The following is a 16,854-nucleotide window of genomic DNA, read 5'->3' on the forward strand; positions in this document are numbered from 1 at the left end:
TTGCTGTTCCAAGTGAATTACGCCTGCACAATAAAATCAGATGCCGTGAGATTTGGCGCACCAGTGAGAGTCGCAAATAAACCGCCACTGCCGAAACCAGCCGCGCTGCCATTTTGGTTGTAGAACAATTGCCCACTTATAGCGTCATACAGAATTTTCGCCGTGCTAGTCGCTGAAGAAGTGATTTTAAAATCACTCTTCTTACTAAAACCATTTCCCGCAACAGAGCCGATCGCACTAAAGGTAGTCTTATCCAGTACAATCTTGTCACCTTCAGAACTGTTGAAATCACTAATAGTATCTAGACCAATAGCAGAGCAGTTAAAAGCAGCACTGGTATTGTAAACGAAAGAGTCAGCACCCGCACCGCCAACGAGAATATCATTACCCGCACCACCAATGAGGGTATCATTACCAGCGCCACCCCGCAGATCGTCATTGCCGCTTTTACCATCGATTTTGTCATTACCCCCCTGACCATTAATCACATCATTGGAGTTGTCAAAACCCGTGATGTTATTATTCAGGTCATTAAGGAAAGTTACCGTGTTCTTGTTAAACAAATTAGTTTGAGTGGAGTTGGCATCAAAGACATCAAAACTGTCAGCGATGCTAGTTTGCCCATCAAATATGATATTGCCGATCGCTGGTTTTGCTCCAGAAGTTGGTAAATTATCCAAGTTTTCCAGTTGAAAGTTTTGCAGAATGACTTTAGTATTGCTTGTATCATCAAAAGTGACTTCTAGATTCTTACCATTTTGAGTTAATTGCAGATTTCGGGCAGTCAATCCCGAACCTGTAAATTGCAACGTGTCCACTTTCCCAATCACAGCCTGTGATGGATTTGAACCTTTACCTACGCCACCAAAATCGCTGATAATGTCAGTGCCATCGCCAGGGCGGAATACAAACTTGTCTTGACCACCGTTACCTGTGAGCTTATCGTTACCGGCTTTGCCGTCGATGATATTGTTGTTAATTGTGCCTGTGAGTATATCTGCACTCCTGCTTCCCGTGATCAGTTTCTGGTTAAAACCCAAGGTGGTGGTTGCCACTGCACTGGTGTTACTGAAACCTTGCCCGTCATTGACGACAAACTCAATGATGCGATCGCTAGTGTTAACAGAAGCAGCTGTATTGTTGTATGTAAGGCTGTTGAGGACTTGTCGGTAATTGGCAATGCTATCTGTGCCGCTGAGGGTGAGAGTGCCTGTGCTGGCGTTGTAGGTAGCAGTGATGTTACCAATGGCAGTGGCATTGAGACTTTCGGCTGCACCATTTAAGGGATTGGTAATGGTGATGGTGGCACCAGCTAGGGTAGTGTTATTGTCGCTCAGGGTGAAGTTGCGATCGACGATGGAGACGGGAGTGCCGCTAAAGGTGGTGCTAAAATCAATTCCACAAGAATTGCCGTTGAGGTCGAGAACGGGGGCGCGGTTGCCAAACAGCACATAGCTTTGCCCCGATTCGGTACCATTGGGGGAGGCATTTGTTGCCCCGATAATTAGGTCGTTGATGCCGTCGCCGTTGATGTCTCCCGCACTGCTGACAGAGATACCTGAACGGTCAAATGCATTGATGCCGTTGATGGCAAAGCCATTAGTGCCGTTGAGGGTGGAGAGGTTAAATTGGGCACTAAAACCGGACTTGCTGCCAAACAGCACGTAGCTCTGCCCTGATTTAGTGCCGTTGGGGGCATCATCTACCCCGATAATTAGGTCAGCGATGCCGTCGCCGTTGATGTCTCCCGCACTGCTGACAGAGATGCCTGAGTTATCACCTGTATTGATGACAAAGCCATTAGTACCGTTGAGGGTGGAGAGGTTGAATTGGGCACCAAAACCTCCCTTGCTGCCAAACACCACGTAGCTATGCCCTAAGTCAGTGCCGTTGGGGTCGGCACTTGATGCCCCGATAATTAGGTCGTTGATGCCGTCGCCGTTGATGTCTCCCGCACTGCTGACAGAGATACCTGAACGGTCATATGCATTGATGCCGTTGATGGCAAAGCCATTAGTACCGTTGAGGGTGGAGAGGTTGACGCTGGGATCAAAACCCCCCTTGCTGCCAAACACCACGTAGCTCTGCCCTGAGTTGCTGGCGCTGTTGGGGTCGGCACCATCTGCCCCGATAATCAGGTCGTTGATGCCGTCGCCGTTGATGTCTCCCGCACTGCTGACAGAGCCGCCTGAGTCGTCATGTGGATTGATGCCGTTGATGGCAAAGCCATTAGTACCGTCGAGGGTGGAGAGGTTGAATTGGGCACCAAAACCCCCCTTGCTGCCAAACACCACGTAGCTCTGCCCTGAGTTGCCGTTGGGGAAGGCTTCTGGTGCCCCGATAATCAGGTCATTGATGCCGTCGCCGTTGATGTCTCCCGCACTACTGACAGAGTAGCCTGAGTAGTCACCTCGATTGATGCCGCTGATGGCAAAGCCATTAGTACCGTCGAGGGTGGAGAGGTTTAATTGGGCACCAAAACCCCCCTTGCTGCCAAACACCACGTAGCTCTGTCCTGAGTAGGTGCCGTTGGGGGAGGCCAAGATTGCCCCGATAATCAGGTCATTGATGCCATCGCCGTTGATGTCTCCCGCACTGCTAACAGAGCCGCCTGAGTAGTCACCTCGATTGATGCCGTTGATGGCAAAGCCATTAGTGCCGTTGAGGGTGGAGAGGTTGAATTGGGCACCAAAACCGGACTTGCTGCCAAACACCACGTAGCTCTGCCCTGATTTGGTGCCGTTGGGGGAGGCAAATCTTGCCCCGATAATCAGGTCATCAAGACCGTCGCCGTTGATGTCTCCTGCACTGCTGACAGAGGTGCCTGAGTAGTCATATGCATTGATGCCGTTGATGGCAAAGCCGTTAGTACCGTTGAGGTTAGATAAGTTGAAAACTGAATTTGCCATGAGTTCGTCCTTTTGTTTCTACAACTAAAAATTGGCCTTGCCGAATCAAAATATGAATCAGGCATAGGCGTAGCCCGTCGTAGACATCGCTGCAATCAGACGAGTACTACACGCCTTGAGCGGCACTGAGCCATACTTTAGATGATGTGTTACCAGGCGAATAGAAAATTTAAGCATTTCTTCTGGCTTAGAGTCACAAAACGTTTTACGATGTAGTCGAACTAGATAATTAGCCATCTGTAACATAACAAAATAAGTATTCTCACAGAACAGTTGAGAACAATAATACAGAAAAATTTTACAATGTAATACCAATTCTCTAAGAAGCTGCACATTATCGGACAGCACAAAAGGTTCCAAGAATAAGTCGCAGATCGCGTGAATTGTGTAGTCGCTACGCTCCCAGACAAAATAAAGAGTAATTCAGTATTTTTTTATTTTTTACTTAGTTTTCTGACTTGTTAACAATTCATGCGCTAATAATGTATCGGCAGCATATTTAATCACATCAAATGACATTCCCGAAAGGTCGGGAATATCTAGCAGAGTATGCTGACCATCACATAAATTTAAAACCCACAAAGTTGCCATTTGATTTAGCCTACTATCTCCAAATTAAATCCAGGTGAGCAGTATTGTCGCTCATCATAGCCATAGGGGAAGAAATCTATAATTTTGTAATCCTGTTTTGAGTTTCTGAGTACATAAGCAGCAACCTTATCAATTTTAGTGTCACCTCTGCGGCTTTTTTTGTAAGTAAAGTTGCCTGAATATTCTAAAGAAGTTAATACCAGTCCATGTTTAATATTATTGACTTTAGCCTCGTTGAGAGCCAACCATGTAATTGAAGCAAGGGTTGCTGGAATCCAGAGAAATCGATAGGAATATTTTGGTATAGTTTGACTTAAATATTTAGCAATAAAAGTAGCGATCGCAATTTGTGGGGGTTTTAATTCAGTAGGAATATTTTCTCCCGAAATAGCAAGTAACTTGGCAGCAATCTCATCTCTGAAGAAAGCAGTTTCATCTTGATTTAACCAAGTGAATAACTTGGCGATCGCTTGTTGGTAATAGCCCAACGCTGTCTGGATATAACCTGCTTTCCGAAGGGGAGTTGTTTCTTCCCGTGTTAACCAACTGAATAACGTTGCGATCGCCTTCGGGCTATGATCTATTTTTAGAGCCTGTTCTAACACTTGCCAAGCTCCAGTCAGATTCCCAGCCTGTAGAGGTCAAAACTGTACCTCACCCAATCAAAAACCGCTATATCTATTGAACTGGCAGAGGTATTTGACCACACTGCCATCAACTCTTTCCATTCCTCCTCTAAGAAAAAGTTGAAGTGACAGCGGCATTTCAAATGAAGCAGGACTTACGCAAACAATAGCCGAAACCCTAATTTTCTGGTAGGGGCAATTCATGAATTGCCCCTACAGCGTGTAGTTTTGCGTAAGTCCTATGAAGATAGAAAGATTCTGCCAATTTGGCATCACAAGTCTCTGTTTTGCAGTTTAAATGAGATATCAAGAGAACGGGATAGCCCAAAGGTTACACGAGGAATAGTTTACCCTATGCCTCAGTACCTCCACAAATCGCCAGTTGTTGACCCAACGCTGTAGAATAACTTCTCAGGCAACTTACAGCGCTCGGTCATCGCTTCGCTACAACTGGCTAGAAATGTACTAGAAAACACATAGTAATTGATCAGTCGATCTACTAGTTAGATTGGGCAGACATCCCTGCTGGCATATTTCCTCTCTTCTCTACGAGAGGCTGCGCCAACGAGACGCTACGCGAACGCTTGAATGAAGAGGATGAAGGGCGTGTGACATTGCCTAATCACCGTACATGGTTAAGGCAGAATAGGATGAGGGGATAATTGCTGATTTGCCTTTACAAGGCTAGTAAACTCTTGCAAAGTTTTTTGATACTTTTCTTCAGCTACCCAGAATAAATCATTATGATTTGCCTTTTCAACCCACAAATAAAGTTTTGGGGATATTGCAGCGTTGAACAACTTTTCTCCATGAGTAAAAGGAATGATATCATCTGCCTTTCCATGAATCACCAAGATCGGACATTTGACTTTTTTGATATTCTCCAGATTGGGAAATTTATCAAAAGGTAAAATCCGAAAAGGTACTATTACTTGAAAAGCGGAAATAAACGAACTTTCAATAATTAAACCAGCTATTGGTTTCCGCATTGCTAAGTTGACCGCAGAACCACCGCCAACCGAACGCCCCAAAACTATAATTCTTTCAGGTGGTATTTTTAAATTTTGGGTCAAATAATTGTAAGCGCTATTGATATCTTCATATGCTCCCCTTTCTGTAGGCTTTCCTTCACTCGTACCATAACCACGATAATCATAAGCAAAGACACTAAAACCCCAGGCGTGTAATTTTTCTAGTATTTCTTTGATATCTCCTAAATCTTCGGAATTACCATGAGAATAAAGAATAGTATATTTAGCTTGATTGTTTAATAAGTATGTAGCTGATATATTCGTATTTTCCCCACTTTTTAACTTAAGAATTCCGGGATTGTCTTGATAGCTAGAAGGTTGAGAAATAAAAATCATACTGTCTGCTCGAAAATATACATATCCACTAAAAAATATATAGATAAATAGTAAAGATTTAACTAGTCGTTGCCAAGTCAAATCACCAATTAGCAGTTTTATAAGTTGCTGTTTTTCCATTAAATTTTATTTTTACGATAAAGCTTTATCAAGAATAAAAGCGTTAGTTGTCATAATTTAGTTGGGTATTCTATAGCAATCCTAAATCATTGATGATAAATTTGGGGACAATTGGGCGAATAGAATTCGCTACTACACAAACAAAGTCTACCTACGTGGACTTAGTGAAATAACCGAGTTCAATAATTTTATCTGCATAGGTACTGATGCGATCGCAGCGAGTCAAACCTACGCACAGCAATAGTCTGATTGTCTTGGAAGGTCATTTTTCCAGTCTTCCTTGGCTTGTCAAGCTTTTAATACCTAACGGGACTTAAACATTTTTGAGAGAGAAACAAGCCTCAAACCCATGTAGGGTAAGGGAAATACACCAAATGCTCAAAAATAGCCCAAACCCAGATATATCAATCAACCAAGCAAAACGATGTCAAAGTCTCTCTGGATATAGATTTGAGGCTTTATTCTGGGTGTTTTTTGTCTAAGTCCCACTAACACCTTCAATTCAATCTACTATATCACCCTGCAATCACTCCTATTTTACAAAAAATATGTATCAAAAATTACTAATCTATCAGGAGTAAGCAAGATGGGATTTACTGAAGATATTATCAAGCTGTCTGAACAAGTGCGTAAGCGATTTGACCAAGTTGTTGGCGAAGAAGCTACTAAGATGGCACTGATTGTTCCTTTTTTAAGCGCTCTTGGCTATGATGTCTATGATCCTAGTGAAGTCATGCCGGAATACGTGGCAGATTTTGCGACTAGAAGAGCAGGGCAGTTTGAAAAGGTAGATTACGCTTTAGCTATTAACGGTACTAAAGTTATGCTCGTAGAGGCAAAAGCCCGTGGTCAAAAAGCTGAAGCACATGATGGGCAACTGAGCCGCTATTTTAATGGACTTTTGACAACAAAAGTAGCTATCGTCACTAATGGGGTTGAGTACCGTTTCTTTACAGACTTGCGTGATAAAAATGTCATGGACAAGGAGCCATTTTTTACTTTTAATATCCTGGAATATGATACTAAAGATATTGATAACCTCAAATTTTTTCACCGTGATAATTTTGAGGTTACAGCTATTACCAACCATGCGGAGGAAATGGTTTATGTAAAAGGCATGACTCAGCTTCTAGGAAATCTTTTACGTTCTCCTTCTGAAGAATTTGTTCGCTTCTTAGTTGCTGAACTCGGTACAGTTGCCCCTAGTTATGAAATTAAAGGTCGAATTACTGGTAAAATTATTGATAAATTTAAACCAATTGTTAAAAAGTCGATTCAGGGAAGTTTAGTAGAGTTAATGACTCGCTCACTTAGCCAAGAAATAACTCAGCCTGTTGAACTGGAAGTAGAACAAGAGATTGAAGAAGAGGAAAAACAACAAGAATCTCAAGAATCAAAAGTAGTAACAACTGCTGAAGAAATCGAAGCTTTTGAAAAAATTAAAGCAATTACCCAAACTTCAATGAGTTACAATTTTGAACTCCAATACAAGGATACTGCTTCATACTTTGGTATCAATCTTGGCAAAAGTACTTGGTGGTTTCTGCGGCTGTATCTATCTTCGCAGAAAAAAAGTTTTATGACTCGGCTAAGTGTAGATGAAGTAAAGTCTCTAGCTTCAAATTTTGAAGTGCAGGAAATAACAGCTTCTCTGGGGGATACCGCATCAAAAGTAATTATTTCTTCTGTCAGTGACTTCGATAAGCTGACATCACTGATTCTCCGATGTTACGAAGCAGAAGCAGCCAAGCACCAAGTATTCATACCAGATGTAATCAGAATGGAAAAATCAGCTTAACTCAAGGTATCTACTGCAAAACTACGCCTACCCAACTTTGACAAAAAAAGTGGCTCTGCAATTAGCAGAACCACTAAAGCTTTCGCAAACCTGTTATAACTTAACGAACTGCCCCTTGAGCAGAAACAGTATCAATCGGCTTCATCAGGTACAGCCGCAATAACTGCCAGCCATTGGAGATGTAAAGCGGCAGTTTTTGGAAGAATTGCAGGAATTTGGGAGTATTGGAGTTAGCGATCGCACTCAGCTTCCCATTATTGCTTATACAAGTATCCAAGCGCTGATAAAACTCTGGATTCTCTACATCCAGCATCAGCGGGAACACCCTACCGGCGTTTTCGTTAGTCTTCTGAATAACATGGATGTCGTATTCTCGCGCATCCAGTCCAAGGGTGGCATAAAAGTCCTTCCGTTGGATGTCATTAAGATACATTGTCGCAAACACAGATAACAGGAAAAACCGACTCCACAGCCGTGCTTTCCAATCATTCAATATTTGCGGCTGAGATTTCATGATCGCATCAAAGAAATCGCCGTGACGGTTTTCATCTTGACACCAGTTTTCAAAGAACCGGAAGATTGGATAAATCCGGTCTTCGGGATGTGCTTCTAAATGGCGATAAATAGTGATATAACGCCAATAACCAATTTTCTCAGAAAGATAAGTGGCGTAGAAGATGAATTTTGGCTTAAAGAAGGTATAATTGCGGCTCTTAGTCAAAAACCCTAAATCTAGGGACAGATTAAAGTCCGACATAGCTTTGTTCAAAAAGCCAGCGTGACGCGCTTCATCCCGTGACATCAGGTTAAAGCACTCTGCCAAGACGGGGCTTTTGCCTTTCAAGCGACGACCAAGTTCTTTATACAGCAAAAAGCCAGAAAACTCTGCCGTACATGAACGTTCTAGAAACTCAACGAACAATCGGCGAGTTTCCCCGTCAATATGATCCCAGGATTGTTCAAACTCCGCATCCCGAACAAAGTGATGGCGGTTGTAGTCAGTGCGGAACTCTTCGAGAATGGCTTTTAACTCATCTTCGTTGACGGAGATATCCATCCGCGCCATTTCATCAAAATCGGTAGTATAAAACCGAGGTGTTAACAGGGTTTCTTTTGCCGGGACTTTAATCCCTGGCCGGATTTCTTCAAAGCCTGGTTTTTTAAGGGAATCTACCATGTCTTGATTGCTCTTTCGTCTTTATCTTGAATACACCAAAAAGCCAAGGGTAATGCTCTGGCAAGGCGCAACAGCTGACAATAATCCATTTGTATAAAGTTTAGTCTACCAAGGTGTGGGTTATAAACTAGTAAGCGAAACATTAAGAGTTGCAACAATAATTCCATGTTTGCGGAATCTAAAATCGGAGATTAGTAGTCAACTCAAGTACGTGAAAGGAATTAGCACACGCCCATCGGATTCTCAAAACACTAGTACACTGTGGCGTCAGTTTACCGACCTTTAACCAGTTGCTCAAGCCACTTGTCTGGTTAATTGAGATGATAGCTGGATTTATGCCATGCTGTACTAGTATCTCAGTGATTTTCTGTAGTTGTTGCTACAATACATTAAGCAGTCTCATCATCAGTTGATCATCTTGAAATTAACAATTCATGACTGGCACGATTACTTAAAACTTCTAATTACTCTCGCTATCCATACTGATATCAAACAAAACAGCATGGAAAAACCATCTTAGACAACAAGAGCAAATCCAAAGAGTTGAAAACAAGATGAATCTTGAAAACAATCAGCAGCAGAAAGACCGAGTTCTTGTCTCTTACATCTTGTGTGCAGTTGGATTTTTCGGGGTGGGAGGGCTGCACCGCTTATACAATGGCAAAATAGGGACGGGTTTGTTGTGGCTGTGTACTTTTGGTTTGTTTTACATAGGGCAGACCGTGGATTTGTTCCTTATCCCCAACATAGTTGACGAATACGAACACAAGCTGAGATTAAAAGCGGGTGTATCTCCCTTCGGTGTGCCGTTGAATCAAGCAGTGGTTGCCTCTCAAGTCTACCGGCCAACTGGTAACGAACTCATGATTAAACTAATCGAAGCGGCGGAAAGCAAGGGTGGTATTTTAACTGTCACTCAAGGGGTGAAGTTCACGGGAGCCAGCTTTGCTGAAGTGGAAGCTACTCTCAGTGAGATGTACAAATCAGGTTATGTGAAAATTGATAACGACCCCAATACTGGAGCCGTTACCTACCATTTTCACGAACTTTAATTGTTATTAGTCATTTGTCCTTTGTCCTTCGTTAAAAACCAATGACTAATGACCAATGACTAATTTATACCTAACCACTTTTGACCGTCTAAGCGCTGAACTAAACCAAATACCAACAAATCCAGTGTAATTCTGCGCTCATCGATTAAGAATGACTCAAGAGTGCTAGGTTTTTTGCCTTCATTACAGGAAAATCCCTTTTTCCCTTGAATATCTTCTTCGGGGAAATACAGGTTAAACTGACGTCGACCGGTTTGCGACCAACTGCCGATAATTTGCCAGCATTCTTCGGCGGATTCAAAGCCAGTGATTGGTACTTTCTGCTTGGCAAAAGACACCTGTAAATCTTGCACGCCTTGTTGAGCGATCGCTTTTTGTAAAGCTGGTAAGTAGTCTTGCTCGATGAACTCTACAAATGGCTTATCTTCAACAGCTGGGGCTTTTTCCTTTTTGGCGGCTTTAGCTGCGGCGGCGGGTTTTTCTTCCGTTGCGGCGGCGCTGGGTTTTTCGCCGACTGCGGCTTTAGCTGCGGCGGGTTTTTCTCGCTTGGGTGGCACAGCAGCTGGTTTAGCAGCATTGGGATTATCTTCGGGGTTTGCGGCTTTAGGATCTGGCGCGTTGGCAGTAGGAAGGTCTGTGGCTTCGGGTGAGTCTGTACTAGGAGCGTGTTCTTCAGCCACACTGGGAGCTTGCTTGTCAACAGTGCTGGGAGCTACTTCTCCCGCTTCATTGTGATTGGTTTGGTCTGCCATTGCTCAGGTCAATCCTTTAATCTAGCTTTGGGAGCGATCGCTCACCTTGATGTATCGGGTATTTTCATTTTGACATACTAGTACCTCTGGGCGGAATTCCTAATTTGTAATGACGCTCGTTCCGACGCTTCGCTAACGCTGCGATCGATGCCTAATCAAAGCCATAAGTCCTAAAAACCTAGTTTTGTCGGATGTGTTATGCCGTAGGCTAACGCACCATCCCAGATTTTCGGTGCATTAGGACATTAGTCCCAACGCACGAGAGGTTTTCCAAATTCCGTGAAAAGTAAATTTGTTTTACTCTCTGCATAAATAAATAAAAATGGGGTGAAAAGTAATCAAGCTACTCGTGGAAGATAAGCACTCCACAAAATATAAAATTTATCAACCCCATCATGATTATGGGGATGAGGTAATTAAGTATGATTCATCACATATCTATTTCTGTTCAAAACCCCCAGCACGTTGCCCAAGTTCTCGCTGAAGTCTTGAATGGGCAAGCTTTTCCCTTTTTCCCTAACCCAGGTAGCTATATGGTTTTTCCCCTTGACGAACATGGAACAGGGATTGAAGTTTATCCGTTAAAAACTCAGTTAATACCTGGTGAAGGAGATAAACAGTGTATATTTGTAGAAGATACCACTCCTTCTGGGTTCACAGCTACTCATGCAGCAATCTCGGTTTCTTCTAGTCAAGAAAAAATTGAGTTGATTGGCAAACGGGAAGGTTGGAGAGTATTACGTTGTAACCGCGACTCTTTTTTTGATGTTATTGAGTTCTGGTTAGAAAACAAAGTCATGATAGAACTACTCACACCGGAAATGGCGGCTCAATATTTGGCGGTAACGCAGCCAGAAAATTTGAAGAAAGTTTTTAATTCATAACTCTGCTGCTGCTAATTTAACAACACCAATAACTAAATTAAAAAATTAAAAAGAGAAATCCTAGTATTGTTTAGCAGTGCTAGGATTTCCCTTTGGGAATTGACCCTTCAATTCCCTCAACATACCAATCCATCGCCAGTTGTCCCTGATCATCCAACACTTTACCCGTTGGTACTCGCACCACCCCTTTTTGGTCTTTCACCGGCCCATCAAAAGGATGTGCAGTACCCTGAATAAACTCATCGCGCTTCGCATTCACCAATTCTTGCACATCAGCTGGAATCGCCTGATTCATCGGAGAAATATCCACCATTCCTTGACCAATACCATCCCAAACCTCTTGAGACTTCCAACTATTACTCATTACAGTCAAGGCTGTATCTGTATAAAATTTGCCCCATTTGTTAATAGCTGATGTCAAGTGGGCTTTTTGACCAAACTTACTCATATCAGTGTTGTAGCCAAAAGCATAAATGTCTTTTTCCTCAGCCAATTGGACAACGGCACCAGAGTCGGTATGCTGCGTCAGTACATCCGCACCTAAATTGACCAAAGCTTGAGCCGCTTCTCTTTCTTTTGCTGGATCGTACCAACTTTGTACCCACAGTACCTTAATTTTTGCTTGAGGATTTGTTACTCGCACTCCTTGAGTGAATGCACTGATTCCCCGAATTACTTCTGGAATTGGGTATGCGCCAATAAAACCAACTACATTCGATTTTGTCATCTTGCCAGCAATCATGCCGGTTAAGTAACGCGGTTCTTCAAAGCGTCCCAGATAAGTGCCGACATTGGCAGCACGTTTGTATCCTGCACAGTGTTCAAAGACAACATCACCAAAGTCCTTGGCAACTTTAATTGTTGGGTTCATGTACCCAAAGGAAGTTGTAAAAATCAACTTGTTTCCATCTAATGCTAGTTGGCGAATCACCCTTTGGGCGTCAGCACCTTCGTTGACATTTTCGACAAAAGTAGTTTTTACTTTATCTTGAAGATTGGCTTCCATCTCTCTGCGGCCTAAATCATGGGAATAAGTCCAGCCAAAATCACCCACGGGGCCGACGTAAACAAATCCCACCTTCAGAGGTTCATTTACCGCCACAGGCGACGCTAAGGGAGACACCTCACCCTGCGATTTGGAATTTTTGCCTTGAACACAATTAGTTAAGGCAAAGCTAGATCCTGCTAAAGTGACATACTTTAGAAAATTCCGACGATCCATATTTTATCGATGGGGTTTAGTTGGTGAAAAAGATTTTTTTGATTTCTAGTAGCGACAAACACACTATTGACTTAATTTTAGCTCTTGTTTTTTGCCGTAAACTTACTTACAAAAGAAAGCAATTAATGGTTGAATTGGGCATTGGGCATTGGGCATGAAGAATGTGGACAAGGAGGATAAGGGGAACAAGGAAAGAGTTTCTTTCTCAATTAGGACTTACGCAAAACTAGACGCTGTAGGGGCAATTCATGAATTGCCCCTACCTAAAAATCATTCTTTTCAGCTATTGTTTGCGTAAGTCCTGTTAATGCCCAATCCCTTTTACTAACAACTCCCACAAGGGGATATGGTTTACTGGAGGTTTTTAATGAATTTATTTGAGCTTTTAGTAGGGGAAGATAATCATCCAGCCCTAGTCACGCCTGGGGGGCGATCGCTAACTTATAAGCAATTGCGCGAGAATGTTATTGGACTGGTATCCCAACTCAACAGCTTTGGATTGAAACGAGGAGAACGCATTGCCATTGCCATGACTAACGGTTCACCAATGGCTATTACCTTTTTGGCTGCCGCCCTGTGTGGCACTGCTGCACCCTTAAATCCTAAATACAAGCAAGAAGAATTTGCCTTCTACTACGAAGATACCCAGGCAAAAGCACTGATTACGTTGTCTGAGGGGTCAGAAGCAGCGATCGCCGCCGTCACACCCGACATGATGCTGATTAATGCCAAGGTAAAGACTGACGGCACATTGAGCTTTGAATTAGTCAAAACAGGCTCAGAACCAGCAGAATCCTCGAATCCCACAGCCCCCAACGCCGATGATCTGGCGATGATTCTCCACACTAGCGGCACCACCAGTCGTCCCAAGCGTGTGCCGATTCGTCATCGCAACTTAATTGCTTCAGCCAACAACATCATTGCTGCTTACTCACTCACAGCAGCTGATACTACACTTTGCTTAATGCCCCTGTTCCACGTTCACGGATTGGTGGGCTGTTTGCTGGCAACTCTGGCATCGGGCGGCACACTCATTTGTCCCAATGGTTTTAATGCCCTAGAGTTTTGGAAACTTGTAGATACCTACAAACCCACCTGGTACTCCGCAGCGCCAACCATGCACCAGACAATTTTGGCACGCGCTAGCCGCAACACAGAAATTGTCAAAGCTAACCGCTTTCGTTTTATTCGCTCTAGTAGCGCTTCCTTGCCCCCGATTATCATTGAACAGCTAGAGGCAACTCTTAATGCTCCCGTGGTGGAATCTTACAGCATGACTGAAGCATCTCACTTAATGACCACCAACCCCCTACCGCCAAAAGTTCGGAAACCAGGTACTGTAGGTTATGGCTTCGGTGTGGAAGTTGGGATTATGGACTCCGAAGGCAACCTGCTATCTCTCTTAAGCTTGGGCGAGGTGGTGGTAAAAGCACCCAATGTCATAGATGGCTACGAAAACAACCCCGAAGCCAATGCCACAGCTTTTGTAAACGGTTGGTTTCGCACAGGGGATCAGGGCACACTGGATACAGACGGCTACCTCCGCTTAACTGGACGCATTAAAGAATTGATTAACCGGGGTGGGGAAAAAATTTCTCCCTTAGAAGTAGATGATGTTTTGCTGCGCCATCCCGCCGTCGCCGAAGCTTTGGCCTTTGCCGTCCCCCACAAATCTTTAGGAGAAGATATCCACGCTGCTGTTGTCCTCAAGGCAGAAGCTGGCGAAAAAGAACTTTTAGCTCACTGTTCAACCATGCTGGCAGACTTCAAAGTTCCTAAGCAAGTTCACATTTTGGATCAACTACCTCGTGGTGCTACCGGGAAACTGCAACGCTTGGCTATGGCGAAATTGCTGAATATAGGGGAGTAGGGAGATGGGAGAGATGAGCCTTTGAGGTTGAAGGTTGAGGCGTAAGGTGACTAATTTAAATTACGGAATTGAAGAACCCAGTCCCACAGGTTTAATTTTTACGATGAATAATAAAGTAACAGAAATTCTCTGCTTTTATGTTATGACATAAGCAATTTTGCCAAGAGTAAGCGATACACTAAGGGAAATTCCTTGAGGAAGCGTTGATGGCACGGTCAAATGGGGTTAAAAATGAAACGTCTGCACAGGAATTGCCTACAATTTCAGACAAGAATACACTGACAATTGAAGATTCGCCTGCACAGGAATTGCCTACAATTTCAGACAAAGATACAGTGATAATTGAAGATTCGCCCGAACCAGTGGAAGATGCCCAGGATATTGACGACATCTTGAACTCACTCAAAAGCTTACTAAGTAACTTAGAAAAGCTCCAAAAAGTCCGACAGGAAGTGGGCGACATCAAACCGTTGATTGGGCGGATGCTTGATGGGGAATTGGTTGCTGGTGAAGAACTTGAGCAACTCAAGGCAGGTGTGAGTAGTCTTTCTCGCCTTGTTCGTGCTTATAATGACCATCAAGCAGCGTTGGCTAAAGCACAACCTGCTAGAAACTTGCTAGATCAAGTGCTGAAAGAGCGTAAAGCTAATTGAACAAGATGCGATGTCTACGACGGGCTACGCCTAATTACCCAAATGCGTAGACGCAGAGCGGCTTGTCGTCAGATATCGCGTAAACTGAAAGTGTAACTCAAACTTCAGTCCATCCCATGAAGTCTTTACAAGATTACACCACTGTTATCCGTCCCGATAACAATGGTACATTTGTCGCCTATGTACCAGCAATTTCCGGTTGTCACGCTTGGGGACAAACGCCAGATGAAGCCCGTGCTGAACTTGTTTATGTTTTTGAAATGATTCAAGAAGAATACGAAGAACAAGGACGTTCTCTACCCGAAGATGTTGAACTGTTAATTGCAAATGCCAGCTAAAGCCAGTGAATTAGAACGGGTGGCACGGAAACTCGGTTTTGAAAAAGTGCGACAGAAAGGCAGTCATGCTCGTTGGCAACATCCAGATGGACGAGCAACTACAATTCCCATTCATGGCAACGCTGAAATTGGTAAGTGGTTATTTTATGAAATTCTCAAGCAGTTGGGCATTACAGAAGAAGATTTTAACCAGCTAAAGTAATTAGTGCGTTGGCGTTGGCGTAGCCTCTCCAAGAGTTGCCCGTCGTAGACATCGCACTCGTTATTGGTTCTCGCCAGACTGTTTACTATTGATATTTTTCTCAATAATTGGATAATAACCTAAAATAGGTTATTATCACGAAAGTCTAGTATTACTTGCAAGGTAGGTATCGTAATGAAGACTAATAGAGAGAATCTACCCTTAGACCAAATTCTCTTAGAGGATAGCTTACAACTACTCAGTAATCTGCCAGATGAATGTGTTGACTTAGTTGTATCCTCTCCACCTTATAATCTAGGTAAAGAATACGAATCAAGGCAGGCTCTTGAGATTTATTTGGCAGAACAAACAGCCGTTCTGCTTGAATGTAGCCGAATTCTCAAAAATACAGGTTCGCTATTTTGGCAAGTTGGTGCTTTTTCTGACCGAGGAATGCTGATTCCTCTGGATATTCGCTTTTTTCCGATTTTAGAGTCATGCAGATTAATTCCTCGCAACCGAATTATATGGGCTAGGCAACATGGTCTTCATGCCCAAAAAAAGTTTTCTTGTAGACATGAAACTATTCTTTGGTTTACTAAATCGGATAACTATAAATTTAATCTAGATGCTATTAGAGTTCCCCAAAAGTATCAAAATAAGAAACATTATCGGGGAAATCGGAAGGGGGAACTCTCATGTAATCCAGAAGGGAAAAATCCTGGTGATATTTGGCTATTTCGGAATGTGAAACACAACCATGAAGAACAAACTATACATCCTTGCCAATTTCCAGAAGACTTGGTAGCTAGAATTATCTTAGCTACAACTAACAAAAATGATATTGTTTTAGATCCATATATAGGATCTGGTACTGCGGCGGTGGTTGCTAGAGATTATGAACGCCATTTTATCGGGTCAGAAATTGAACCAAAATATCATCAAGTTGCGTTGCGTCGTCTCAGTGGGAATCCAGATAAAAATGGTTGTTTTGCAAATTTAAAAACATTACGCGATTATGTTGAAAAAACTGGTCAATCTATTGATAAATTAAAGTTTGATGTGCAAGTAGGAAATAAAGCCTCAGAACGCACCAAAGCAAAAATTTATCCAGAAGAGTATCACTTGCAAGAAATGGAAGATAGATTAATCTATGAAGAATCTGCTTTTGCAGCTAATCTAAGAGGTCAAGAAATTCCAGTAGATCCAAAGCTTAATGGCAATGGAAAAAAGACCTCTTTGCAAAATAAAATAGTAAAACAAGTAGAAGAAGTAGAACAAATTGAATTGAGATTATGGAGTTAATAGATTAAT

General features: G+C 42.9%; 16 protein-coding genes. 8 read left to right on the top strand and 8 right to left on the bottom strand.

Annotated elements, in window-relative coordinates; genetic code table 11:
- Positions 1-17: 17 nt before the first annotated feature.
- The 5 genes from HWQ41_RS16635 to HWQ41_RS16655 all read right to left on the bottom strand — a co-directional run bounded on the left by HWQ41_RS16635 (position 18) and on the right by HWQ41_RS16655 (position 5,613).
- Positions 18-2,909, bottom strand: coding sequence for a hypothetical protein (locus tag HWQ41_RS16635; protein WP_292764851.1), 2,892 nt, complete (start codon positions 2,907-2,909; stop codon positions 18-20).
- Between the two features lie 57 nt (positions 2,910-2,966).
- Entirely contained in the window at positions 2,967-3,146 is a 180-nt protein-coding gene (locus HWQ41_RS16640; protein WP_292764854.1) for a hypothetical protein, read from the bottom strand.
- 204 nt (positions 3,147-3,350) lie between these two features.
- Complete coding sequence (locus HWQ41_RS16645) at positions 3,351-3,500, bottom strand: winged helix-turn-helix domain-containing protein (RefSeq protein WP_292764868.1); 150 nt, start codon at positions 3,498-3,500, stop codon at positions 3,351-3,353.
- Between the two features lie 5 nt (positions 3,501-3,505).
- Positions 3,506-4,105, bottom strand: coding sequence for a DUF4910 domain-containing protein (locus HWQ41_RS16650; RefSeq protein ID WP_292764870.1), 600 nt, complete (start codon positions 4,103-4,105; stop codon positions 3,506-3,508).
- 656 nt (positions 4,106-4,761) lie between these two features.
- Entirely contained in the window at positions 4,762-5,613 is an 852-nt protein-coding gene (locus HWQ41_RS16655) for an alpha/beta hydrolase (RefSeq protein WP_292764872.1), read from the bottom strand.
- Positions 5,614-6,199: 586 nt separating this feature from the next.
- Here HWQ41_RS16655 and HWQ41_RS16660 point away from each other — a divergent pair.
- Entirely contained in the window at positions 6,200-7,411 is a 1,212-nt protein-coding gene (locus HWQ41_RS16660; RefSeq protein ID WP_292764875.1) for a type I restriction endonuclease, read from the top strand.
- A gap of 100 nt (positions 7,412-7,511) precedes the next feature.
- Here HWQ41_RS16660 and acsF read toward each other — a convergent pair whose 3' ends face one another.
- Positions 7,512-8,588 carry a magnesium-protoporphyrin IX monomethyl ester (oxidative) cyclase gene (acsF, locus tag HWQ41_RS16665; RefSeq protein WP_292764877.1) on the bottom strand — a complete coding sequence of 359 codons (1,077 nt, stop codon included), beginning with the start codon at positions 8,586-8,588 and terminating at the stop codon, positions 7,512-7,514.
- 554 nt (positions 8,589-9,142) lie between these two features.
- Between acsF and HWQ41_RS16670 the strand changes: the two genes are divergently transcribed.
- Positions 9,143-9,640 carry a TM2 domain-containing protein gene (locus HWQ41_RS16670; RefSeq protein ID WP_292764880.1) on the top strand — a complete coding sequence of 166 codons (498 nt, stop codon included), beginning with the start codon at positions 9,143-9,145 and terminating at the stop codon, positions 9,638-9,640.
- Positions 9,641-9,699: 59 nt separating this feature from the next.
- Here HWQ41_RS16670 and HWQ41_RS16675 read toward each other — a convergent pair whose 3' ends face one another.
- Positions 9,700-10,392: a DUF2996 domain-containing protein gene (locus tag HWQ41_RS16675; protein WP_292764883.1), complete on the bottom strand. Its 693-nt coding sequence runs from the start codon at positions 10,390-10,392 to the stop codon at positions 9,700-9,702.
- Between the two features lie 422 nt (positions 10,393-10,814).
- Between HWQ41_RS16675 and HWQ41_RS16680 the strand changes: the two genes are divergently transcribed.
- Positions 10,815-11,276 carry a hypothetical protein gene (locus tag HWQ41_RS16680; RefSeq protein ID WP_292764886.1) on the top strand — a complete coding sequence of 154 codons (462 nt, stop codon included), beginning with the start codon at positions 10,815-10,817 and terminating at the stop codon, positions 11,274-11,276.
- A 79-nt stretch (positions 11,277-11,355) separates the two neighbouring features.
- Here HWQ41_RS16680 and HWQ41_RS16685 read toward each other — a convergent pair whose 3' ends face one another.
- Entirely contained in the window at positions 11,356-12,498 is a 1,143-nt protein-coding gene (locus HWQ41_RS16685) for a BMP family ABC transporter substrate-binding protein (protein ID WP_292764889.1), read from the bottom strand.
- A 367-nt stretch (positions 12,499-12,865) separates the two neighbouring features.
- Here HWQ41_RS16685 and HWQ41_RS16690 point away from each other — a divergent pair, with 367 nt between their 5' ends.
- The 5 genes from HWQ41_RS16690 to HWQ41_RS16710 all read left to right on the top strand — a co-directional run bounded on the left by HWQ41_RS16690 (position 12,866) and on the right by HWQ41_RS16710 (position 16,845).
- The gene (locus HWQ41_RS16690) at positions 12,866-14,368 is read left to right on the top strand and encodes an acyl--CoA ligase (protein WP_292764892.1); all 1,503 of its coding nucleotides are present in this window, start codon (positions 12,866-12,868) and stop codon (positions 14,366-14,368) included.
- A gap of 206 nt (positions 14,369-14,574) precedes the next feature.
- Positions 14,575-15,021, top strand: a complete 447-nt coding sequence (locus HWQ41_RS16695) for a hypothetical protein (RefSeq protein WP_292764895.1) — start codon at positions 14,575-14,577, stop codon at positions 15,019-15,021.
- Between the two features lie 116 nt (positions 15,022-15,137).
- Positions 15,138-15,359, top strand: coding sequence for a type II toxin-antitoxin system HicB family antitoxin (locus HWQ41_RS16700; RefSeq protein ID WP_292764898.1), 222 nt, complete (start codon positions 15,138-15,140; stop codon positions 15,357-15,359).
- Positions 15,349-15,561 (top strand): type II toxin-antitoxin system HicA family toxin, encoded by a 213-nt coding sequence (locus HWQ41_RS16705; protein ID WP_292764901.1) that lies wholly within the window; start codon positions 15,349-15,351, stop codon positions 15,559-15,561. The genes HWQ41_RS16700 and HWQ41_RS16705 overlap by 11 nt, the downstream gene beginning before the upstream one ends.
- A 174-nt stretch (positions 15,562-15,735) precedes the next feature.
- The gene (locus tag HWQ41_RS16710) at positions 15,736-16,845 is read left to right on the top strand and encodes a site-specific DNA-methyltransferase (protein WP_292764904.1); all 1,110 of its coding nucleotides are present in this window, start codon (positions 15,736-15,738) and stop codon (positions 16,843-16,845) included.
- Positions 16,846-16,854: the final 9 nt, after the last annotated feature.

It is taken from the genome of Nostoc sp. NOS(2021), assembly GCF_017115025.1.
Taxonomy (GTDB): domain Bacteria; phylum Cyanobacteriota; class Cyanobacteriia; order Cyanobacteriales; family Nostocaceae; genus Nostoc.

Coding starts and splice junctions, on each gene's coding strand:
- HWQ41_RS16635 (WP_292764851.1), bottom strand. CDS start 2,909: ATGGCAAATTCAGTTTTCAACTTATCTAACCTCAACGGTACTAACGGC.
- HWQ41_RS16640 (WP_292764854.1), bottom strand. CDS start 3,146: ATGGCTAATTATCTAGTTCGACTACATCGTAAAACGTTTTGTGACTCT.
- HWQ41_RS16645 (WP_292764868.1), bottom strand. CDS start 3,500: ATGGCAACTTTGTGGGTTTTAAATTTATGTGATGGTCAGCATACTCTG.
- HWQ41_RS16655 (WP_292764872.1), bottom strand. CDS start 5,613: ATGGAAAAACAGCAACTTATAAAACTGCTAATTGGTGATTTGACTTGG.
- HWQ41_RS16660 (WP_292764875.1), top strand. CDS start 6,200: ATGGGATTTACTGAAGATATTATCAAGCTGTCTGAACAAGTGCGTAAG.
- acsF (WP_292764877.1), bottom strand. CDS start 8,588: ATGGTAGATTCCCTTAAAAAACCAGGCTTTGAAGAAATCCGGCCAGGG.
- HWQ41_RS16670 (WP_292764880.1), top strand. CDS start 9,143: ATGAATCTTGAAAACAATCAGCAGCAGAAAGACCGAGTTCTTGTCTCT.
- HWQ41_RS16675 (WP_292764883.1), bottom strand. CDS start 10,392: ATGGCAGACCAAACCAATCACAATGAAGCGGGAGAAGTAGCTCCCAGC.
- HWQ41_RS16680 (WP_292764886.1), top strand. CDS start 10,815: ATGATTCATCACATATCTATTTCTGTTCAAAACCCCCAGCACGTTGCC.
- HWQ41_RS16685 (WP_292764889.1), bottom strand. CDS start 12,498: ATGGATCGTCGGAATTTTCTAAAGTATGTCACTTTAGCAGGATCTAGC.
- HWQ41_RS16690 (WP_292764892.1), top strand. CDS start 12,866: ATGAATTTATTTGAGCTTTTAGTAGGGGAAGATAATCATCCAGCCCTA.
- HWQ41_RS16695 (WP_292764895.1), top strand. CDS start 14,575: ATGGCACGGTCAAATGGGGTTAAAAATGAAACGTCTGCACAGGAATTG.
- HWQ41_RS16700 (WP_292764898.1), top strand. CDS start 15,138: ATGAAGTCTTTACAAGATTACACCACTGTTATCCGTCCCGATAACAAT.
- HWQ41_RS16705 (WP_292764901.1), top strand. CDS start 15,349: ATGCCAGCTAAAGCCAGTGAATTAGAACGGGTGGCACGGAAACTCGGT.
- HWQ41_RS16710 (WP_292764904.1), top strand. CDS start 15,736: ATGAAGACTAATAGAGAGAATCTACCCTTAGACCAAATTCTCTTAGAG.